General features: G+C 47.8%; 12 protein-coding genes. 7 read left to right on the forward strand and 5 right to left on the reverse strand.

Features of this window, described 5'->3' with window-relative positions:
• Window positions 1–32 precede the first annotated feature (32 nt).
• On the reverse strand, window positions 33–686 hold the full coding sequence (locus DW896_RS05910; protein WP_005826316.1) for a LysE family translocator: 654 nt from the start codon (window positions 684–686) through the stop codon (window positions 33–35).
• 140 nt (window positions 687–826) lie between these two features.
• Between DW896_RS05910 and DW896_RS05915 the strand changes: the two genes are divergently transcribed.
• The 5 genes from DW896_RS05915 (at window position 827) to DW896_RS05940 (ending at window position 12,389) form a co-directional block, all read left to right on the forward strand.
• Window positions 827–3,079: a family 20 glycosylhydrolase gene (locus DW896_RS05915; protein WP_005835722.1), complete on the forward strand. Its 2,253-nt coding sequence runs from the start codon at window positions 827–829 to the stop codon at window positions 3,077–3,079.
• A gap of 188 nt (window positions 3,080–3,267) precedes the next feature.
• Window positions 3,268–6,972 (forward strand): phosphoribosylformylglycinamidine synthase, encoded by a 3,705-nt coding sequence (gene purL, locus DW896_RS05925; RefSeq protein WP_119992989.1) that lies wholly within the window; start codon window positions 3,268–3,270, stop codon window positions 6,970–6,972.
• Between the two features lie 173 nt (window positions 6,973–7,145).
• A complete protein-coding gene (locus DW896_RS05930; protein WP_117703682.1) occupies window positions 7,146–11,189 on the forward strand; it encodes a two-component regulator propeller domain-containing protein in 4,044 nt (1,347 codons plus the stop codon).
• 17 nt (window positions 11,190–11,206) lie between these two features.
• On the forward strand, window positions 11,207–11,749 hold the full coding sequence (locus DW896_RS05935; RefSeq protein WP_034528571.1) for a chromate transporter: 543 nt from the start codon (window positions 11,207–11,209) through the stop codon (window positions 11,747–11,749).
• 70 nt (window positions 11,750–11,819) lie between these two features.
• Window positions 11,820–12,389 (forward strand): chromate transporter, encoded by a 570-nt coding sequence (locus DW896_RS05940; RefSeq protein ID WP_005835643.1) that lies wholly within the window; start codon window positions 11,820–11,822, stop codon window positions 12,387–12,389.
• A gap of 52 nt (window positions 12,390–12,441) precedes the next feature.
• Here DW896_RS05940 and DW896_RS05945 read toward each other — a convergent pair whose 3' ends face one another.
• Entirely contained in the window at window positions 12,442–13,953 is a 1,512-nt protein-coding gene (locus tag DW896_RS05945; protein ID WP_119992992.1) for a glycoside hydrolase family 10 protein, read from the reverse strand.
• Between the two features lie 40 nt (window positions 13,954–13,993).
• Window positions 13,994–15,943, reverse strand: a complete 1,950-nt coding sequence (locus tag DW896_RS05950; protein WP_119992994.1) for a sensor histidine kinase KdpD — start codon at window positions 15,941–15,943, stop codon at window positions 13,994–13,996.
• Window positions 15,944–16,127: 184 nt separating this feature from the next.
• Here DW896_RS05950 and uvrA point away from each other — a divergent pair, with 184 nt between their 5' ends.
• Window positions 16,128–18,911: an excinuclease ABC subunit UvrA gene (gene uvrA / locus DW896_RS05955; RefSeq protein ID WP_119992997.1), complete on the forward strand. Its 2,784-nt coding sequence runs from the start codon at window positions 16,128–16,130 to the stop codon at window positions 18,909–18,911.
• Window positions 18,912–19,010: 99 nt separating this feature from the next.
• Here the strand turns inward: uvrA and DW896_RS05960 are convergent, their stop codons facing one another.
• Window positions 19,011–20,189: an energy transducer TonB gene (locus DW896_RS05960; RefSeq protein ID WP_119992999.1), complete on the reverse strand. Its 1,179-nt coding sequence runs from the start codon at window positions 20,187–20,189 to the stop codon at window positions 19,011–19,013.
• A gap of 112 nt (window positions 20,190–20,301) precedes the next feature.
• On the opposite strand from DW896_RS05960, the gene DW896_RS21445 reads away from it, so the two are divergent.
• Window positions 20,302–20,484, forward strand: coding sequence for a hypothetical protein (locus tag DW896_RS21445; RefSeq protein ID WP_044467943.1), 183 nt, complete (start codon window positions 20,302–20,304; stop codon window positions 20,482–20,484).
• A gap of 208 nt (window positions 20,485–20,692) precedes the next feature.
• On the opposite strand, the gene DW896_RS05965 is transcribed toward DW896_RS21445, so the two are convergent.
• Window positions 20,693–21,181: an outer membrane beta-barrel protein gene (locus DW896_RS05965; protein WP_044467944.1), complete on the reverse strand. Its 489-nt coding sequence runs from the start codon at window positions 21,179–21,181 to the stop codon at window positions 20,693–20,695.
• Window positions 21,182–21,189: the final 8 nt, after the last annotated feature.

Raw genomic sequence — 21,189 nt, forward strand, 5'->3', positions numbered from 1 at the left:
AATGTATGAATTATGATTTTTCACCTTCCCACTCAATACAGCGATTCACCCATCAGCGTAAACACCAATCCCACCACAGACACCACAATGACAATGCTCCCGATAATACGGTTCAGCATCCAGATGCCACGCAAGTTGAATTGTGTACGGACTTTATTGACAAAAAAGGTAATGCCAAACCACCATGCCAAAGCGCCCAATGCGATGGCCAAGTATCCGGTAACGGCCTCGAATACCAGCACTCCCTCACTTACAAAAGCGAAGCGGGCGAAAAGGCCTACAAAAAGGAATATAATCAGAGGATTGGAAAGCGTGACGGCAAACGCCGTTATGAAGTTATGAAAATAGGAACCCTTGTTGATGGATACCGGACGGATGGACTGTACCGGATTGCTGCGGAACGTATAAACGCCAAACGCCAACAGAAGAATGCTTCCGAAAAGTTGCAGGTAAAAGATGTTCTTGTTGACATAATCAAAAACGAAACTCATCCCGTAGCCCGTCAGCAAAGCATATGCAATATCGCTTAGCGAAGCTCCTATCCCCGTTACGAAACCATACCACCGTCCTTTATTCAAAGTACGCTGAATACACAATACTCCTACAGGACCCAATGGCGCGGACACAATGACGCCGATAATGAACCCCTTCCACAATATGTCAAATATGGTCTCTATCTGAATCATGGCTGCAAATATCGGACTTTTTTATGAGACGAACGAATAGTGTTAACGTTTTTTCGACGGAAAAGGATTTTAAGAAGTAAAGATTATCCATTTTACATATTATTCCGTATATTTACCTCCGAACTTAACAATACCCCCTTATGAAACGAATAAAAAAAACTCTAACACTCGTTTCCATGGCCGTCTTACTACTGACGGCATGCGAAGCCCCCAAGGAACTCGGTGTGGTTCCATATCCGCAGTATGCCCAAACAACGTCAAAAACAGTAGAACTGCCATCTACGGTAACCTTCTCGACCAATCTGGCGAAATCCGACATGAATGACCTGCTGGCCTATCTGCCGGACTTTGCCATCCCCATGAAGCTTGTCGACAAGAACCCTTTTGTAACGATAGAAATAACGGACGCAACGGATAATCCAATCGCTGCCGAAGGCTACAACCTGACAGTCAGCAAACAAGGTGTAAACATTCAGGCCTCCTCCGCTGCAGGTGCCTTCTATGGACTGCAAACCCTGGCACAACTTGCCCGTAACGGGAAGAAACTGCCAGTCACGACCATCAAGGACGAACCCAGATTCCCCTATCGTGGGCTGCACCTGGATGTTTCAAGACACTTCTTTAACACGGACTATGTCAAGAAACAAATAGACCTGGTAGCCACCTACAAAATCAACCGCCTGCATTGGCATCTGACCGACGGTGCCGGATGGCGGCTGGAGATTCCGGGCTATCCCCGCCTGACAGAATTCGCAGCCTGGAGAAAAGCCGCCAATCTGCAGGATTGGGGGAAATATGACCATCACTTCTGCGAGAAGGATGAAGAAGGAGCCTATGGAGGCTACTATACGGAAGCGGATGTACGTGAGGTTCTGGAATATGCCCGCTTGAGGCATGTCACCGTTATCCCCGAAATAGAAATGCCGGGACACTCGGGAGAAGTACTGGCAGCCTATCCACAGCTGTCCTGTACCGGCAAGCCTTATACATCCGGCGAAGTCTGTATCGGAAACGAAGAGACCTTCAAGTTCTTCGAAGATGTGCTGGATGAAGTGATACGGCTGTTCCCTTCCCGGTATATCCATATTGGAGGTGATGAAGCCAGCAGACGCCACTGGAAGGCATGCCCCAAATGCCAGAAGCGCATGAAGGAAGAAGGGCTCAAAGATGAAAGTGAGCTGCAAAGCTATATGATAGTCCGCATAGAGAAGTACCTCAACGACAAAGGGCGTGAAATCATCGGCTGGGACGAGATACTGGATGGAGGCCTGGCCCCCAACGCAACCGTCATGTCGTGGCGGGGTACGGAGGGTGGCATTGCCGCCGCCCGCATGGGGCATTACGCCATCATGACACCGGAGAGCCACTGCTATCTGGACCACTACCAGGATGACCCTGAGACACAGCCGCTGGCGTTTGGCGCCTGCATCCCCATCGGACAGACCTACTCCTACGACCCGGCTCCCGATTCATTGGGAAGTGATATCTGCAAATACATATTAGGCGTGCAAGGCAATGTATGGGCTGAATATCTGCCCACTTACGAACATGCCGAATATATGATATACCCACGCATCATCGCTCTGGCAGAAGTAGGCTGGACTCCCATGGAGAACAAGCATCCGGAGAGTTTCAAGAGACGTATCAACAACGAAATACGATACATCCGGACGAAAGGGTACAACCCGTTCACCTTGTCGGAACAAGTGCAGACCAGCCAGACCGTTGACTATGCCAAGAAAAAAATCATGCTGTCCCTCACCTCCGAAAAACATCCGATTGACATCCGCTACACAACGGACGGCTCCGAACCGACTGTATCTTCCAAGTTATACAAGAAACCGTTTGCCGTAAAAGACTCCATATTGCTGACCGCACGCCTTTTCGACGGAGAAAAGCCTATCGGAAAAAGCCTTCACCTGCGCACCGACTACCATAAGGGCATAGGCAAAAAGATAACCTATGCACCGGGCGGCAGATACTATCAGCATAAAGAAGTATACAAAGGCGGCGGTGACGCCGGTCTCCTCGACGGACTTCGCGGCGGCAAAAGCTACATGGACGGACGATGGCAGGGCTTCTGCCCCAATGATTTGGATGCCATTATCGACCTGGGCGAAGTGACCGCCATACATCGGGTCATGGCCAACTTCATGCAAATCCGTACCCCACAAGTATTTCTCCCTGCCAAAGTGGAAGTATGGGCATCTGTTGATGGCAAGAACTTCACCCTGCTGGGCAGTGATATCTGCAGCGAGGAAGAGGCCGGAAAGGACGTGATATTCCGTGATTTCGGCTGGATTGGCACCCCCACTGAGACACGATATGTACGCTTCCATGCCATACAAGGGAAGAAGCAATTCTTATTTACGGATGAAATCGTCATACAATAACACACATCCGGTTTTTATGAAACAGAACAAAAAACGCATACGAGTAAAATTGCATGCGTTTTTTGTTTTCCTTTTTTTCTCCTCCCCACCGATTTTACGTATCTTTGCCCCCAAGAAGAAAAGATGAAGATACTCAAAGAAGTAACTTCAATCGTAAAATCGTAAATCGTAAAATCGTAAATATAACTATGATTCTTTTTTTCAGAACCCCATCCAAGAGTGTGATTGCCGTAGAATGTAATCATGAACTCCCCCAGGCAGACAGCGACAAACTCTGCTGGCTTTTTGGAGAAGCCACCCCCGAAAGTGAAGACAACCTGAAAGGACATTTCGTCGGCCCGCGCCGTGAGATGATTACTCCTTGGAGTACAAACGCCGTAGAAATCACCCAGAATATGGGGCTGGACGGCATCATACGCATCGAAGAGTACTTCCCCGTAAAAGATGAGAACGCAGACCACGACCCGATGCTGCAACGTATGTACAAGGGGCTGGACCAGAATGTATTTACAACCAACCGGCAACCGGAACCGATTGTACACATCAAAGACCTGGAGGCATACAATGAGAATGAAGGTCTGGCACTTTCCAAAGAGGAAATGGATTACCTCAAGAAGGTAGAGAAAGATCTCGGGCGCCCTCTGACAGACTCCGAAGTATTCGGCTTCGCGCAAATCAACTCCGAGCACTGCCGTCACAAAATCTTCGGTGGAACATTCATCATCGATGGAGTGGAACAGGAATCTTCACTTTTCCAAATGATAAAGAAGACCACCCAAGAGAATCCCAACAAGATTATCTCTGCCTACAAAGACAATGTAGCCTTTGCCGAAGGTCCGGTTATCGAACAGTTTGCTCCGGCAGACCACTCCAAGCCCGACTATTTCCAAGTAAAAGACATCAAGAGTGTCATCTCCCTCAAAGCGGAAACACATAACTTTCCCACTACCGTAGAACCGTTCAACGGTGCGTCTACCGGTACAGGCGGTGAGATTCGTGACCGTATGGGCGGCGGTAAGGGTTCTTGGCCGATTGCCGGAACTGCCGTTTACATGACCTCCTACCCCCGTGCGGAAGAAGGACGTCCCTGGGAAGAGATTCTGCCGGTACGCAAATGGCTGTATCAGACTCCCGAACAAATACTAATCAAGGCCTCCAATGGTGCCAGTGATTTCGGAAACAAATTCGGCCAACCGCTAATCTGCGGTTCCGTGCTCACTTTCGAACATAAGGAAAAAGATGAAGTCTATGGTTACGACAAAGTGATTATGCTTGCCGGAGGCGTAGGCTACGGTACCCAGCGTGACTGTTTGAAAGGTACACCGGAAGCCGGCAACAAAGTGGTTGTCATCGGTGGAGACAATTATCGCATCGGTTTGGGCGGTGGCTCCGTGTCTTCTGTAGATACCGGACGCTACAGCAGTGGCATTGAGCTGAATGCCGTACAACGCGCCAACGCCGAAATGCAGAAACGCGCCTACAACGTGGTACGCGCACTTTGTGAGGAAGAGACCAATCCGGTGGTTTCCATTCACGACCACGGCTCTGCCGGACATGTAAACTGTCTGTCTGAATTGGTAGAGGAATGCGGCGGTCTGATTGACATGAGCAAGTTGCCCATCGGTGACACGACTCTGTCCGCCAAGGAAATCATTGCCAACGAAAGCCAGGAACGCATGGGCTTGCTGATTCAGGAAGAGGCCATCGAACATGTACGCAAGGTAGCCGAACGCGAACGCGCTCCGATGTACGTAGTAGGTGAAACCACCGGTGACCATCGCTTTGCCTTCCAGCAAGCTGACGGTGTACGTCCGTTTGACCTCGCCGTAGAACAGATGTTCGGCTCTTCCCCCAAGACCTATATGGTGGACAAGACCGTGGAACGTCACTACGAAATGCCCCAATACGAACTTTCCCAACTACATGAATACCTCACCAATGTGCTCCAACTGGAAGCTGTGGCTTGTAAAGACTGGTTGACAAACAAGGTAGACCGTTCTGTAACAGGCAAGATTGCCCGCCAGCAGTGCCAGGGTGAATTGCAGTTGCCTCTGAGCGATTGTGGTGTGGTAGCTTTGGACTATCGCGGCGAAAAGGGTATCGCAACCTCTCTGGGCCATGCTCCCCAGGCGGCACTTGCCGACCCGGCAGCCGGCTCCGTTCTTTCCGTCAGCGAAGCATTGACCAACTTGGTTTGGGCACCGCTTGCCGAAGGTCTGGACAGCGTTTCCCTTTCTGCCAACTGGATGTGGCCTTGCCGTTCGCAAGAAGGTGAAGATGCCCGTCTGTACACGGCAGTAAAGGCATTGAGTGACTTCTGCTGTTCCCTGCAAATCAATGTTCCGACTGGTAAAGACTCTCTTTCCATGACACAGAAATACCCCGACGGCAGCAAAGTTATTTCTCCGGGCACGGTAATTGTTTCTGCCGGTGGAGAAGTTTCCGACGTCAAGAAAGTCGTATCTCCGGTGCTGGTTAACAATGAAAAGACTACCATTTATCATATAGACTTCAGTTTCGACAACCTGAAACTCGGCGGTTCCGCCTTTGCTCAGACCCTGGGCAAGGTAGGTGACGAAGTTCCCAGCGTGCAAGATGCCGAATACTTCCGCGATGCTTTCCTTGCCGTGCAGGAGCTGGTCAACAAGGGACTGATTCTTGCCGGACATGATATTTCTGCCGGTGGTCTTATCACTACACTGCTTGAAATGTGCTTTGCCAATGTGGAAGGCGGTATGGAAATCAACTTGGATAAAATCAAGGAGCAAGACCTTATCAAGATTTTGTTTGCAGAGAACCCGGGTATCGTCATCCAGGTGAGCGACAAGCATAAGGAAGCAGTGAAACAAATCCTGGAAGATGCAGGCGTAGGTTACGTGAAGCTCGGCAAACCGACAGACGAACGCCATATTCTTGTATCAAAAGGCGATGCTACTTATCAGTTTGGCATAGACTATATGCGTGATGTATGGTACTCTACTTCTTATCTCCTTGACCGTAAGCAGTCCATGAACGGCTCTGCCAAGAAGCGTTTCGAAAACTACAAGATGCAACCGGTGGAATTCGCCTTCATGCCGGACTTCAAAGGCAAGTTCTCACAATACGGCATCGACCCGGACCGCCGCACACCTTCCGGTATCCGCGCCGCCATCATCCGTGAAAAAGGAACCAACGGCGAACGCGAAATGGCCTACTCACTCTATCTGGCAGGCTTCGATGTGAAGGACGTTACCATGACCGACCTTATCAGCGGTCGCGAAACGTTGGAAGATGTAAACATGATTGTTTACTGCGGTGGTTTCTCCAACTCCGACGTCCTCGGTTCTGCCAAGGGTTGGGCCGGTGCTTTCCTGTTCAATCCGAAAGCGAAAGAGGCGCTCGACAAATATTATGCACGCGAGGATACGCTTTCACTGGGTGTCTGCAACGGCTGCCAGCTCATGATGGAACTTAATCTTATCAATCCCGAGCACAAGAAAAACGGCAAGATGCTTCATAACGACTCACACAAGTTTGAATCCAGATTCCTCGGTGTTACTGTCCCCACCAACCGCAGCGTAATGCTCGGCTCACTGAGTGGAAGCAAACTGGGTATCTGGGTAGCTCACGGTGAAGGAAAATTCTCCTTGCCATACGACGAGGACAAATACAACGTCGTGCTGAAATACTCATACGACGAATACCCTTCCAACCCCAACGGCTCAGATTATTCCATAGCCGGATTGGCAAGTGCCGACGGACGTCATCTGGCCATGATGCCCCACTTGGAACGTGCCATCTTCCCCTGGCAGAACGGTTGCTACCCCGCAGACCGCGTAAACAGCGACCAAATCACTCCTTGGGTAGAAGCATTTGTCAATGCACGCAAGTGGGTGGAAGCCAATAAAAAATGAACTGAACTTCCTTTTTTATAGAAATGTAACAAGCGCGGGTTATGAATAATCCCGCGCTTGTTACATTTCTATTCTTCGCTTTCTTTTTTTGCTTTTCTCAAACAAAAGCATTATTTTTGTGTTTATTTTCAACTCTCCCTCAGTACAACATTCAAAAAAACCGCTCGACAATTATGAAAAAGTACTTCTTTTTCTGCATACTACTATTATTGCCAATTATAGGCATTGCACAAACATACAAATACATCGGTGTGGAAGACGGTTTGAGCAACAGACGGGTATATGCTATTCAAAAGGGACCCAAAGGTTACATGTGGTTTCTTACCCACGACGGCATCGACCGATACAACGGAAAAGAATTCAAGCCGTACAAACTGATGGATGGAGATGAGGAAGTGAATTCCATGATGAACCTGAACTGGCTCTATGTGGATTCCAAAGGAACCATATGGGAAATTGGCAAGAAAGGACGCGTGTTCCGCTATGATACAAAACACGACCGTTTTGTCCTGGTATACAAGCTACCCGAAAGCGAAGTGAAAGGACGTCCAACCCCTATCAGTTACGGTTTTGTGGATGCCAACAGCGTAATATGGCTTTGCAATGAAGATGCTCTATATCTGTACGACAGCAATACCCAGAAGGTGACATTCATTCAAAACGAAATAGGAGAACGAATTACGGATATCGCACAGATTGATTCGACCCACTTCTTCATCGGGACCGACATCGGCATACATTATGCTGAGCTGGCCAACAACACCCTCACCCTCAGTCCCTGCAACCAATTGGACACCTTGAAGATACAAATCAACGAACTATACTATCATAAACCGTCTCACAAGGTTTTTATCGGTACTTTCCAACGGGGAATATTTACCTATGACCTGAATGAGCACAAAGTCATGCATATCCCATCCGGACTGATGGACGTTAGCATTAACTGTATCCGTGCCTACAATAACAATGAAATCCTCATAGCTACAGACGGGGCCGGTGTCTACAAAATGAATACCGATACCTATGAATCTATACCATACATTGTTGCTGACTATAACCGGTACAACTCAATGAACGGAAATACCATCAATGATATCTACATTGACAGTGAACAACGCATCTGGATGGCTAATTATCCCATTGGTATAACTGTACGCAACAACCGATATGCCGATTATCAATGGATAAAACACTCTATCGGCAATAAACAGTCACTCATCAATGACCAGGTAAATGCCATCATTGAAGACCATGACGGCGATTTATGGTTTGCCACCAATAACGGCATCAGCCTTTATTATAGCAAGACGAAACAATGGCATTCTTTTCTCAGCAGTTTCGACACCGCAAGCCATAGTAAAAACCATATCTTCATCTCATTGTGCGAAGTGGAGCCCGGCATCATCTGGGCCGGAGGATATAGTTCCGGCATCTACCAGATCAACAAGAAACTACTGTCCACAGAGTTCTTTACTCCGTCTTTATTCAGTAATCTGAATATCCGGCCGGACAAGTATATCCGTTCCATTATGAAAGATTCTTCAGGAAACATCTGGTCCGGAGGGTATTATAACTTAAAAGAAATAGATTATTCCAGAAAAAATATACGCCATTTCCCGGGCTTGAATGGTATCACTGCCATCATAGAGAAAGACTCCACACATATGTGGATAGGCACTTCCACCGGCTTGTACCTGTTGGAAAAAGCAACCGGTAAGTATACCTATATCCAGATGCCGGTAGAATCCTACTACATCTACTCCCTATGCCAAGCTTCCGACGGAATGCTGTATATCGGTACCAACAATGCCGGTTTACTGGTATATGATACGACCAAAAACACATTCAGACATTATCATAGAGACAACTGCGCCTTGATTTCCAATAATATCTATACACTATTGTCTGATGGTAAAGGAAATATCTTTCTGAGTACAGAACACGGTCTGTCCACCTTCTATCCTGTCGAAGAGACATTCCATAACTGGACCAAAGAACAAGGACTGAAGTCTGACCATTTCAACGCAGCCTCAGGCACCTTGAGGAAAAACGGCAATTTCATTTTCGGCAGTACGGATGGAGCCATAGAATTCAACAAAGACATGATCCTGCCTCGCGACTATAAGTTCAAAATGGTATTCAGTGACCTGCGGGTATTCTATCAGACCGTTTATCCCAAGGATGAAGGTTCTCCACTTATTCTGGATATTGACGAGACAAAAACCTTGCGTTTGAAGTACAACCAGAACATCTTCTCATTGCAGGTCTCAGACATCAACTATGACTATCCTTCCCTAATTCTGTACTCCTGGAAACTGGAAGGCTTCTATGAGGGTTGGAGCCGTCCGGGAGAGGAAAACGTCATCCGTTTTACCAACCTGAGTCCGGGCAACTATACCCTCCGCGTACGTGCCATCTCCAACGAAGACCGTCGTATTGTCCTGGAGGAACGCAGTATGGACATCATTATCGAGCAACCCCTCTGGCTCAGTTTCTGGGCGCTGATACTCTATGCAGTGATTATCATATCCATTGCAAGCATCACTCTACGAATAATAGTCTTGAGAAAACAGCGGAAAGAATCCGATGAGAAAATACGCTTCTTCGTCAATACAGCGCATGATATACGTACTCCACTGACGCTCATCAAAGCACCCTTGGAAGAAATCACCGAACGCGAGCAACTGACTTCCAGCGGACAGAGCAACATCAATACAGCCCTGCGAAACGTAAATGCCTTGTTGCGCCTGACCACCAACCTTATTAATTTCGAACGCGCAGACACCTATTCCGGAAGTCTATACGTATCCGAATACGAACTGAGCACATATATGGAAGAGACGATCGATGCTTTCCGTTCATACGCAAACATAAAACACATCAACCTGACCTACGAAAGCAGCTTCCGTTATCTGAACGTATGGTTAGATAAGGACAAGATGGATTCCATTTTGAAAAATATCATATCCAACGCACTGAAATATACACCGGACGGCGGCAATGTACATGTCTTTACTTCCGAGACAGAAGATACCTGGAGTATTGAGGTGAAAGATACCGGTATCGGAATTCCGGCTTCAGAACAGAAAAAGCTGTTCAAGATGCATTTCCGTGGCAGTAATGCTATCAATTCCAAAGTTACCGGCAGCGGCATCGGACTACTTCTGGTAGGGAAACTTGTACGCTTACATAAAGGAAAGCTCAACTTCAGCAGCATGGAAGGGAAAGGCTCTTGCATCAAAATCACGTTCCCCAAAGGGAACAAGCATTTCCGCAAAGCAATCCAACGCCCTCAACCCAAAAACGAACGGATTGTTTATTCGGCTTCCGGAGTGCCTATCAATGCCTCTACTACATCATCCCCTGCTTCCAGTGGAATCTACGACAAGACGCAACAACAGTCACAAAACAACAGTAACCACCAGAAAATTCTTATTGTAGAGGACAATGACGAATTAAGGGAATATCTGCGCAGAACATTGTCTGAACAATACAACATACAAGTATGCTCCAATGGAAAAGAAGCACTGACCATTGTCAAGGAGTATATGCCCAACCTCGTCATTTCAGACATTATGATGCCGGAAATGAGAGGAGACGAATTGTGTCATATCCTGAAGAACGACATCGAGACATCACATATCCCCATCATCCTGCTCACAGCACTGAATACCGACAAGAATATCATCGAGGGACTGCAAAGCGGAGCGGATGAATATATTGTGAAACCCTTCAATATCGGTATATTGCGGGCAAACATTGCCAACCTGCTGACTAACCGGGCACTGTTGCGCCACAAATATGCCAGCCTGGACCTGAACGACGAGAAGAACAATACGGATTGCATCAACTGCTCCAACGACTTGGACTGGAAATTCATTGCAACCGTCAAAAAGAGCGTCGAAGACAATATGGACAACCCAAGCTTCAACGTCGACGTGCTCTGCAACCTGCTGAATATGAGTAGGACCAGCTTCTACAATAAGATAAAGGCACTGACCGACCAAGCTCCGGCTGACTACATCCGGCTGATTCGACTGAAACATGCTGCCCAACTTCTGAAAGAACAAAAGCATACCATCACCGAGATTTCAGAGCTGACCGGTTTCAGTGATGCGAAATATTTCCGTGAAGTATTCAAGAAACATTTCAATATGAGCCCAAGCCAGTATGCCAAGAGAGGGAAGGAAGGGAAAGATGATAAAGAAATAAAGTAAATTACAACATTTTGAATATGAATATATATCTTGAAGCATTCTCCATTTTCTTTAAGATAGGAGCCTTTACCATCGGCGGCGGTTATGCTATGGTACCGCTGATAGAAAACGAAATCGTAACCAAACGAAACTGGATAGCCAAAGAAGATTTCATTGACCTGCTTGCTATATCACAGTCCGCTCCGGGCATCCTTGCCGTCAATATATCCATTTTTATAGGGTACCGGCTACGGGGAATACGAGGGAGCATAATCACTGCATTGGGAACCATACTTCCTTCGTTTCTCATCATCCTCGCCATAGCGTTGTTCTTTCACAACTTCAAGGACAACATCATTGTGGAACGTATATTCAAAGGTATTCGCCCGGCAGTGGTTGCATTGATTGCAGCCCCTACATTCAGCATGGCTAAATCGGCCCGGATAAACCGATACAACATATGGATACCGGTGGTTTCAGCACTGCTCATCTGGCTGTTGGGCTTCTCTCCCATCTGGATTATCATTGCGGCAGGTGTAGGAGGATACTGCTTCGGACGTTTTCAACGTCCGAAGAATTAAAAATTAAAGAATTAAAAATTAAAAAGGATAGCAACATTAATCACTAACCATTTATCATTAATTACTAATCATGGTTTTCTTACAGTTATTCTATACATTCTTTAAGATTGGGCTTTTCGGCTTTGGTGGCGGATATGCCATGTTGTCTATGATACAAGGTGAAGTAGTTACCCGTTACGGTTGGCTTACAGCGCAGGAATTTACTGATATTGTGGCAATCAGCCAGATGACACCCGGTCCGATAGGAATCAATTCGGCAACTTATGTGGGTTATACTACGATAGCTGATTGCTACGGTACAAGCTATGGTATTTTAGGTTCTATTATTGCTACGTTTGCCGTGGTGCTTCCTTCTTTCCTACTGATGCTGACCATCAGCAAATTCTTTCTGAAATACCAAAAACATCCTTCCGTGGAAGCGGTATTCAGTGGGCTCCGCCCGGCAGTGGTCGGTCTGCTGGCCTCAGCCGCGCTGGTATTGATGAATTCGGAAAACTTCAGTTCTCCCAAAGAAGACATATATTCCTTCGTCATCAGCTGCCTCATCTTCCTCGTGGCATTTATAGGCACAAAGAAATATAAACTGAACCCGATAGGAATGATTGTAGCTTGTGGAATAGCAGGATTGATACTTTATTAGGGATTAAGGATTAAACGTTAATGATTAATCCCTAATCCTTAATCCCTAATTTTTAAAGTTTAATCTTCTTTCCAACGGATTTCGATTCATTATGCAGACGGTCCAAGGCTGTCACCACATAGCGGTACTTTGTCTTTCCGTCTTCATAAGGAAGTTTATAGAAATTATCGCGCGTGATGGCTACAATATGGGAAGGGTCATCTATATTCACTTTCTCTTTGTCATTAAAGCGATAGACCACATATTGGACGGCACGGTTCATTTCCTCTTTATACTTGGGAGCTGTCCAGAAAAGAATATATCCGTCTTCCGTCCACACCGATTTCATCCTACGTACCTTTGCCGGGGCTTCGTTATCCATGAAATCGAAAACGGGAGGCAGCGCCGGATACTTATGATATTCGGCAATCAGGGCATCGCGATACTTGCCTGCATTCTCTACAACCGCACTGGCAGGCCACTGGCAACTGCCACCGATGGTCTGATAGGCCCGTTGCAAGGCCATTTTGCGAGGAAGCTGATTTATCGACGGGTTCTTGGGGTCGGCATTCTGCACGGTGTTCATCACGGACTGGCCAATAAACAAGGGGCGGTTTTCCGTATTCCTGGCCCACCACTTCACCAGTGTCTCATAGTCGGCAACCGGATGTCCTATATGCCAATAAATCTGCGGAATATTATAGTCTATCCAACCTTCACGGGCCCACAGCAACACGTCCGCATAAAGGTCATCGTAGTTTTGCAGGCCTTTGGTCTTACTGCCAAGCGGGTCACTGCTTTCATTCCGGTAAATGCCAAACGGAGAAACCCCGAACTTCACCCACGGCTTGATTTCACGAATTGTTTCATGCAGTTTCTTAATCAGCACATTCACGTTGCTCCGGCGCCAGTCTCCTTTATTGCTGAAACCTCCGCCAAAACGTGCAAAACTTGCATCGTCAGGGAAATCCTTTCCCTTAATGGGATAAGGATAAAAGTAATCGTCCATATGAATGGCATCCACATCATAGCGGGAAACGATGTCGCTCACCACCATGCAGATGTGCCGGCGGCTCTCAGGCAGTGCCGGGTCAAAATACAACTGGTCGCCATAAGTGACAAACCATTCCGGATGGATATTGTACACATGATTGGGAGCCAACTCACTCTTCAAGGTCGTCTTCGTGCGATACGGATTAATCCATGCATGAAACTCCATACCACGCTTATGGCATTCATCAATCATAAACTGCATAGGGTCCCAATAGGGTTCGGGCGCTTTACCCTGCACTCCGGTAAGGAAACGACTCCACGGTTCCAGTCTGGAAGCATACAGAGCATCCGCTTCGGGACGTACCTGGAAAATTATGGCGTTGATTCCCGCCTTCTGCAAGGAATTCAACTGCCCGATCAGATTCTGCTTCAGTTTTTCGGTCGGCATTCCACGGAACTGTCCGTTTACTGACTGTATCCATGCTGCACGAAATTCACGTTTAGGATAGGCAGACCCGGTCTGCACTTGCGCAAATACTCCTCCCGCCATTAGCAGCAAGAAGAATACACATAAAAGGGATTTTACTCTCATTCTCTAATTACAGCTTTTTAATATTTAAAATAGTTTATAATTAAGGTTTGTCCTTCATCGGCCATTCCACAATAAAGCGGCATCCTCCGCAATAGGTGTCATCCAGATAAATCCGGCCTCCCACCAACTCCATTATCTCATTGGCTATGGCAAGCCCCAATCCGGACCCTTTGGTAAACGTGTCCACTTTATAAAAACGTTCGAAAATACGGTCCGATTCGTCCGGCCTGATGCCTATACCGGTATCCTCTATCACGAAGCGCAATACATGTCGGGACTTATCTTCCTCGCAGGAAACGCGTATATGACCTTCTTCCGTAAACTTCACCGCATTATCCAACAAAGACACCAGCACCATTTTCAGCCATTGCCGGGCTGCATAAAAGGCCGCAATACCGGAAGCAGGCACATATTCCAGTTCAACTCCCGGCTTCAGTTCCGGGCGGAAGCCCTCAATACATTCCTTGCAACACGCATCCACTTCTATCTCCTCCCGCGGCATCTCCCACACTCGCGAATCCATATCCGCAATATTGAGTATGTTCTCCATCAGACTCAACAGATATGTATTGTTGCCCTCCACTTGTTCAACATACTCGCGTTTCTCCACATCATCCAGTTTCTCTTGAGCCAGCAAGGTAGAAAAGCCGACGATGGAATTCAACGGAGTACGGATTTCATGGGTGATATGCTGTATAAAGGAACTTTTGACCTGGCTCATTTTTTCCACCGCCCTGCGTGCAGCTTCCAACTTGCGGTTCATGGAGAGGGTGCGGATATACAGATAAGTAATGAGCAGCAAGAGCAGCAATACCAGTCCGCCAACGACCAAGGCTATCATCAGTCTTTCCTTGTTCAATCTGGCACTCAGTTCCAGTTTCTCCATCTTCAGCCGGTCCACTTCAAACTGTGCCGTATATTTGCTTAGCTTGTCATCCATTTCTGCCGTACGCACGGAGTCACTCACGGCGCCATATCTGGCATAACTGCGGCAAGCCGCACGATAATCGCCCAACTGTTCCTGCAGTTCTCCTTTCATATAATGGTTATAAGGATAGCAAAGCCCCAGTGAATGCTGATAATCCATGAGTGAATCCACGTAAGCAATGTTACCTTTCAAATCACCGAGGATACGGCAACACATTATCTTATAGCCAAACCATGCTTCGGGCGTCGAGCTCTCCGGATGTTGACGGTAGAAGCGGTCGGTCTCCTCAATATAAGGCTCAGCAGCCTTTCTACCTTCATTGGCCAATAAGCCTATAACCCTGAATTCACAGAAACGCAGGTGCAGGGAAGGGTCTATGCCGACTTGTTTACGGTCCAGTTTGTCCTCCAGTTGCGACAATTTACTCAGATACTCGCCGGCTTCCGCATACTCACTGCGTGAAAGATAAGTCTGGATAATATTAAGCAACACCACGTATGCGTCACGATAATAGCTGCCCTCCTCGAAAAGTTTCAGTGCATTGTTGTAATTCTCTATACACAGTTTTACGTTGTTTCCAAAGACCCGATGGTTATACCCGATGCACATTTCGCCACATGCCAATCCGTATTTGTCCCGGGCTTGCTCGGCATCCTGATGGAGCCTGACGGTTTCAGCCATCGCCTCCTCCTGCATACCTTTCTCCGTCATGCGCTGAATGTACTGCCGCCACGCCATATACCGGTCTCGTGTCCGTTGGTATTTCCGGCACCAGTCCATATATTCATAGGTTGCGGCTTTCAAGTGGTCAATGTCCCCCAACTGATAATAATGAGAAATCAAGTTGTTATGGGCATCACTAATCTGTACCGTATCGTTCAGTTCGCGGGCAAGTTTTATCCACCGGGCATTGATGGAAGGCAGTCGGTCTTGTCCCAACACTTTCTGCGCACTATCTGCCAGAGCTTTCATCTCTCCATAAGGGTCTTCGGCATGCAGGATTGAGGGGCATAAACCTAACACCAGCACAACAAGAAGCCATTTTATATTACGCTTTACCATGTTCGGACATTAAAAGGAGTCGGACGCGAATTTAACGCTTTTATTTAATGTAAATTAGCAGTCATCCTAAAGTATAACAAATCTTAACCTTGCCTATCTGATGCGATTTTTCCAGCAGGTTCGTTTTATTCTACCCCGGTTTGCATTATCTTTGCAAATCCTAAATCACATAAGTGACTTTTATATGGCAGAAAATACATCGATTATCATAAAGGGAGCCCGTGTCAATAACCTCAAGAACATTGACGTAGAGATTCCCCGTAACAAACTCGTAGTCATCACCGGACTGTCCGGTTCCGGAAAATCCTCACTTGCTTTCGATACATTATATGCCGAGGGGCAGCGCCGCTACGTGGAGAGCTTGAGCAGTTATGCCCGCCAGTTTTTGGGACGTATGAGCAAGCCTGAATGCGATTTCATCAAAGGGATTCCACCTGCCATTGCCATTGAGCAGAAAGTAAGCAGCCGTAACCCACGGTCCACCGTGGGTACCTCCACCGAAATATACGAATATCTGCGGTTGCTCTATGCACGCGTGGGGAAAACCTTCAGCCCGGTCAGCGGACAGGAAGTGAAGAAACACTCGGCAGAAGACATCGTGAAATGCATGCTGGAGCATCCGGAAGGGACCAGGTATACTGTGCTCGCTCCGATATTGCTGCGCGAAGACCGCACGCTGCAACAACAACTGGAGATAGACATGAAGCAAGGTTTCACCCGTCTGGAAGTGAACGGTGAAATGATGCGCATCGACGAATACAAGCCAAAAACCGGAGACACCGTTTTTCTGTTGATTGACCGTATGACAGCCTCTTCAGAAAAGGATTCCGTCAGCCGCCTCACCGACTCGGCCGAAACAGCCATGTACGAAGGAGACGGCGCCTGCCTGCTGCGTTTCTACCAGCCCGACGGGAGTACCTGCCTCTATCGTTTCAGTACCAAGTTCGAGGCAGACGGCATCACCTTCGAAGAACCGAACGACCAGATGTTCTCCTTCAACTCTCCCATCGGCGCATGCCCCGTATGCGAGGGATTCGGACGGGTCATCGGCATCGACGAGCATCTCGTGATACCCGACCGTTCCTTGTCCGTCTATGACGGAGCCGTCGTATGCTGGCGGGGCGAAAAGATGGGCGAATGGAGGGATATGGTGATACACGGAGCCGAGAAAGCCGGCTTCCCCATCTTCACTCCCTATTATGAACTGACCGACGAGCAACGCCGGATGCTGTGGGAAGGGACACCCTACTTTGAGGGCATCAACGCCTTCTTCAAGATGGTGCAGGAAAATCAGTACAAGATACAATACCGTGTGATGCTGGCACGCTACCGCGGAAAGACGCTCTGCCCCAAATGCCACGGCACCCGCCTGAAGCCCGAAGCAAACTACGTACGCGTGGGAGGACGCAACATCTCCGAACTGGTAGATTTGCCCATCACTGAGTTGAAGCTCTTCTTCGACAACCTGCAGCTAGACCCGCATGACGCCGACATAGCCCGCCGCATCCTGACAGAAATCAACAGCCGCATCCAATTCCTATTGGATGTCGGTTTGGGATACCTCACGCTGAACCGCCTCAGCAACTCGCTCTCCGGCGGTGAAAGCCAGCGAATCAACCTTGCCACTTCACTGGGTAGCAGCTTAGTGGGCAGCCTGTATATTCTTGACGAACCGAGCATCGGCCTGCATAGCCGCGATACGGACAAACTGATACACGTGCTCCGCCAGCTGCAACAGTTGGGCAATACGGTAGTGGTAGTGGAACACGACGAAGAGATTATCCGCGCTGCCGACTATATCATCGACATCGGTCCCCGGGCAGGCCGCCTGGGAGGGGAGGTCGTCTACCAAGGAGATATGAAAGACCTTCAGAAAGACAGTGACAGCTATACCGTGCGCTATCTGCTGGGCGAAGAAACCATCCCCCTGCCGGAACACCGCCGCCCGTGGAACAACTACATAGAAATAAAAGGCGCGCGCGAAAACAACCTGAAGGGTGTAGAGGCACGGTTCCCGCTGAATGTAATGACCGTAGTCACCGGTGTCAGCGGTTCGGGCAAGAGTACGCTGGTGCGCGACATCTTCTACCGCGCCCTGAAACGAGAGTTGGATGAATGCAACGAACGCCCGGGCGAGTTCTCCTCCATCGGAGGAGACTTGCAGAACCTGCGCAATGTAGAGTTTGTTGACCAGAATCCTATCGGGAAGTCATCGAGAAGTAACCCCGTGACCTACATCAAGGCCTACGATGAAATCCGTAAACTATGGGCGGACCAACCACTTGCCAAGCAGATGGGATACAGTGCCGGATACTTCAGCTTCAACAGCGAAGGCGGCCGTTGCGAAGAATGCAAGGGTGAAGGTACCATCACTGTGGAAATGCAATTCATGGCAGACCTTGTACTGGAATGCGAATCCTGCCACGGCAAACGTTTCAAAGCAGACACGCTGGAAGTAAAGTTCCACGACATGAATATCTACGACGTATTGGAGATGACCGTAAACCAAGCCATCGAATTCTTTACGCAACACGGACAGAAAAAGATTGTGAAGAAGCTGCAACCCTTGCAGGATGTAGGTTTGGGATATATCAAACTGGGGCAAGCCTCCTCCACCCTCTCCGGTGGAGAGAACCAGCGCGTGAAACTCGCCTTCTACCTCAGCCAGGAGAAAGCAGACCCGACCATGTTCATCTTCGATGAACCGACCACCGGACTACACTTCCATGACATCAAGAAACTGCTCGAAGCCTTCGATGCCCTGATACGCCGCGGGCACAGCATTGTCATCATCGAACATAATCTGGATGTGGTGAAGTGTGCGGACCATGTGATAGACCTGGGGCCCGAAGGAGGGGACAAAGGAGGAAACATCGTAGCTACCGGTACACCGGAGGAAGTGGCGAAGTGTGCGGCAAGTTATACGGGACAATTCTTGCAAGAGAAATTACACCCCTCGCTTCCTTAAATAGAACACAGAGGCACGGAGACACAGAGATATTAAATTCAAGGAAAAAGAATAAAACTCTATGCCTCCGTGTCTTTGTGCTTAATCTTACCGGTGCTACTACTCCAATTTAAAAGTAACCGGAAAAGTAAATTCCACCTTCACGGCTTTACCCTGCTGCATCCCCGGTTTCCATTGTGGCATCAATCCTACAATCCGTAATGCTTCCTCATCCAAGGCAGGATACCTGCTGCGCATAATAACGGGGGCCGTCACACGACCATTCTCGTCAATCACCACGCTGACAGCAACTCTTCCCTGAATGCCATTCTTACGGGCTTCTTCCGGATAACGGATATTCTTTTGAATAAAATCCATTAAGGCTTTCATACCTCCCGGAAACTCGGGCATCACTTCCACTACTTTATAGACCGGTTCCTCCATTGGCTCTTCCGTTATCAATTGTGGGCTTCCGCCCTTCCCTGCATCCGAAATATAAGGGGAAAGAGATGTCTTTTCCGCCGTTCTCCATTCTTCCTCATTGTCCGTCAATCTGAACTCAGCCATCATCAAGACAGGTTTCCTCTTGATGGTTATCTCATAAAAGTAACGGTAGCGTCCCGGCTTGTTGGGATGCACATCCGGATAAAGAGAGGCTTTCATAACCCTTTCCTCCCCATCCCGCAGCACATAGGCGATGTCCCAAAAGGCAGCGTTTATCGGCAATTCCCGCCAGGTACCTTTTTCGTCTTCGAACGTCAGGTAGTAATGCTCGCCGCAGGTCAAATCTCCGCCACTGTGATTGCTGAGGATGAATGTCGCATGAGGCGCTTTCGTTGAAAAGACTGGATATTCGGGACGGATATGGATGCCACGAATATGATTCCTGCCTACTCTCTCGTTGATGACGGGGACTTCTACACCATGAAAACAGAAAACGGGGGAGTCCATTATCTCCTCCCGGAACTCTTTCCGTTTTTCAGGAGTATTCACAATCAAATCTATATCTATGCAATGCATCCCCACCCCATATCCGGTCACATTCCTCCGGATGTGTGTGTAGGTTGTGTTTTCCAACCGCTTTCTCAGTTCGTCGTGAATGGCAAGCAATTGTTTTTGCAAGCAGTCACCGTCATCCACGAGCCCTATCTTGAGGCTATCGCTCACTGATTTTTCCTGCAACCGTCGGTCTAACCCTACCGTATCTACAGAATCTTCAGGCATTTCTACGCGTTCCGTCTTATTCATCTTGCAGGATGAAAGGCAACAAAGCAATAGGAGAAAACAAACTCTGTTCATAGCATTTTGTATTTCAAGTCCATAGCATCAAATATACTCATTTTCGCAATCATAATCAAAAATAGAACCCCTAATCTCATAAGACTATATTAGGAATACATGTAATAACGGTATGAGAATAGAAAAGATTACGGCTAAAAGACACTGCATCGCCACTGCAAAGTCACTGCATTCCTTTTGCAGTGCTGCTGCACGCCCATTGCAGTACGACTGCAACCGTATTGCAGAGCTACTGCAAGCCTCATGCAGTGACACTGCAAAAAGCGTGCAGAACTTTGCAGTAGGAAAGAACTGATAACTAAGATAATAGCGCCAATGAAAGAAGTATGCAGTACAATTGAAATGGAAACGAAATGGGCGTGACAGATAAGTGTAACGATTCTTATCTATCACGCCTATCTATCACGCGGTAAGGTATTTGTAATCAATAGAATATACCCCTCCGCGTGATAGCATGACAGATGTTTTGCAAAAACAAACTCTGTGGTAGTAGCAAAATGAGATTAGAAATAGAATCCGAAACCTACTTTCAGACCAAATTTAGAACGGTCGTCGTTAATGTTCCAATAAGCAGCAGGCTCAATGGTTACCGTACGCGTCAGGAAGAACGCATAACCGGCTTCCAGACCGAAAGAGAACTTGGTATCATCCAAATCATGTCCCCAATCCCAACGGTCCACATTGACATCGGCACCCAGATACACGCCAATCTTGTCGAAATAATAACGTCCACCTACACCCAGCGTATAGACATCGAGGTCAGACCCTCCGGTATTCCAAGCAGCCCCGGCATGCACCAGCAAGGCGATGTTGTCGAGCAGGAAAGCACCTCCCTTGGCTTCAAGGCCAAAACTTGTCTTGTCGGTTCCCGTGTCATGAGAAAATTCCAAACCGGTGATGGACGGGTTCAAAATCCACTTACCTTTTTCAAACTGTGCCTGAGCTGCCACTGTGACAACAAGCAAGCAAACGAATAATGCCAGTTTTTTCATCTTGTTCT

The sequence above is a fragment of the Bacteroides sp. AM41-16 genome (assembly GCF_003603495.1).
Lineage (GTDB): Bacteria > Bacteroidota > Bacteroidia > Bacteroidales > Bacteroidaceae > Bacteroides > Bacteroides uniformis.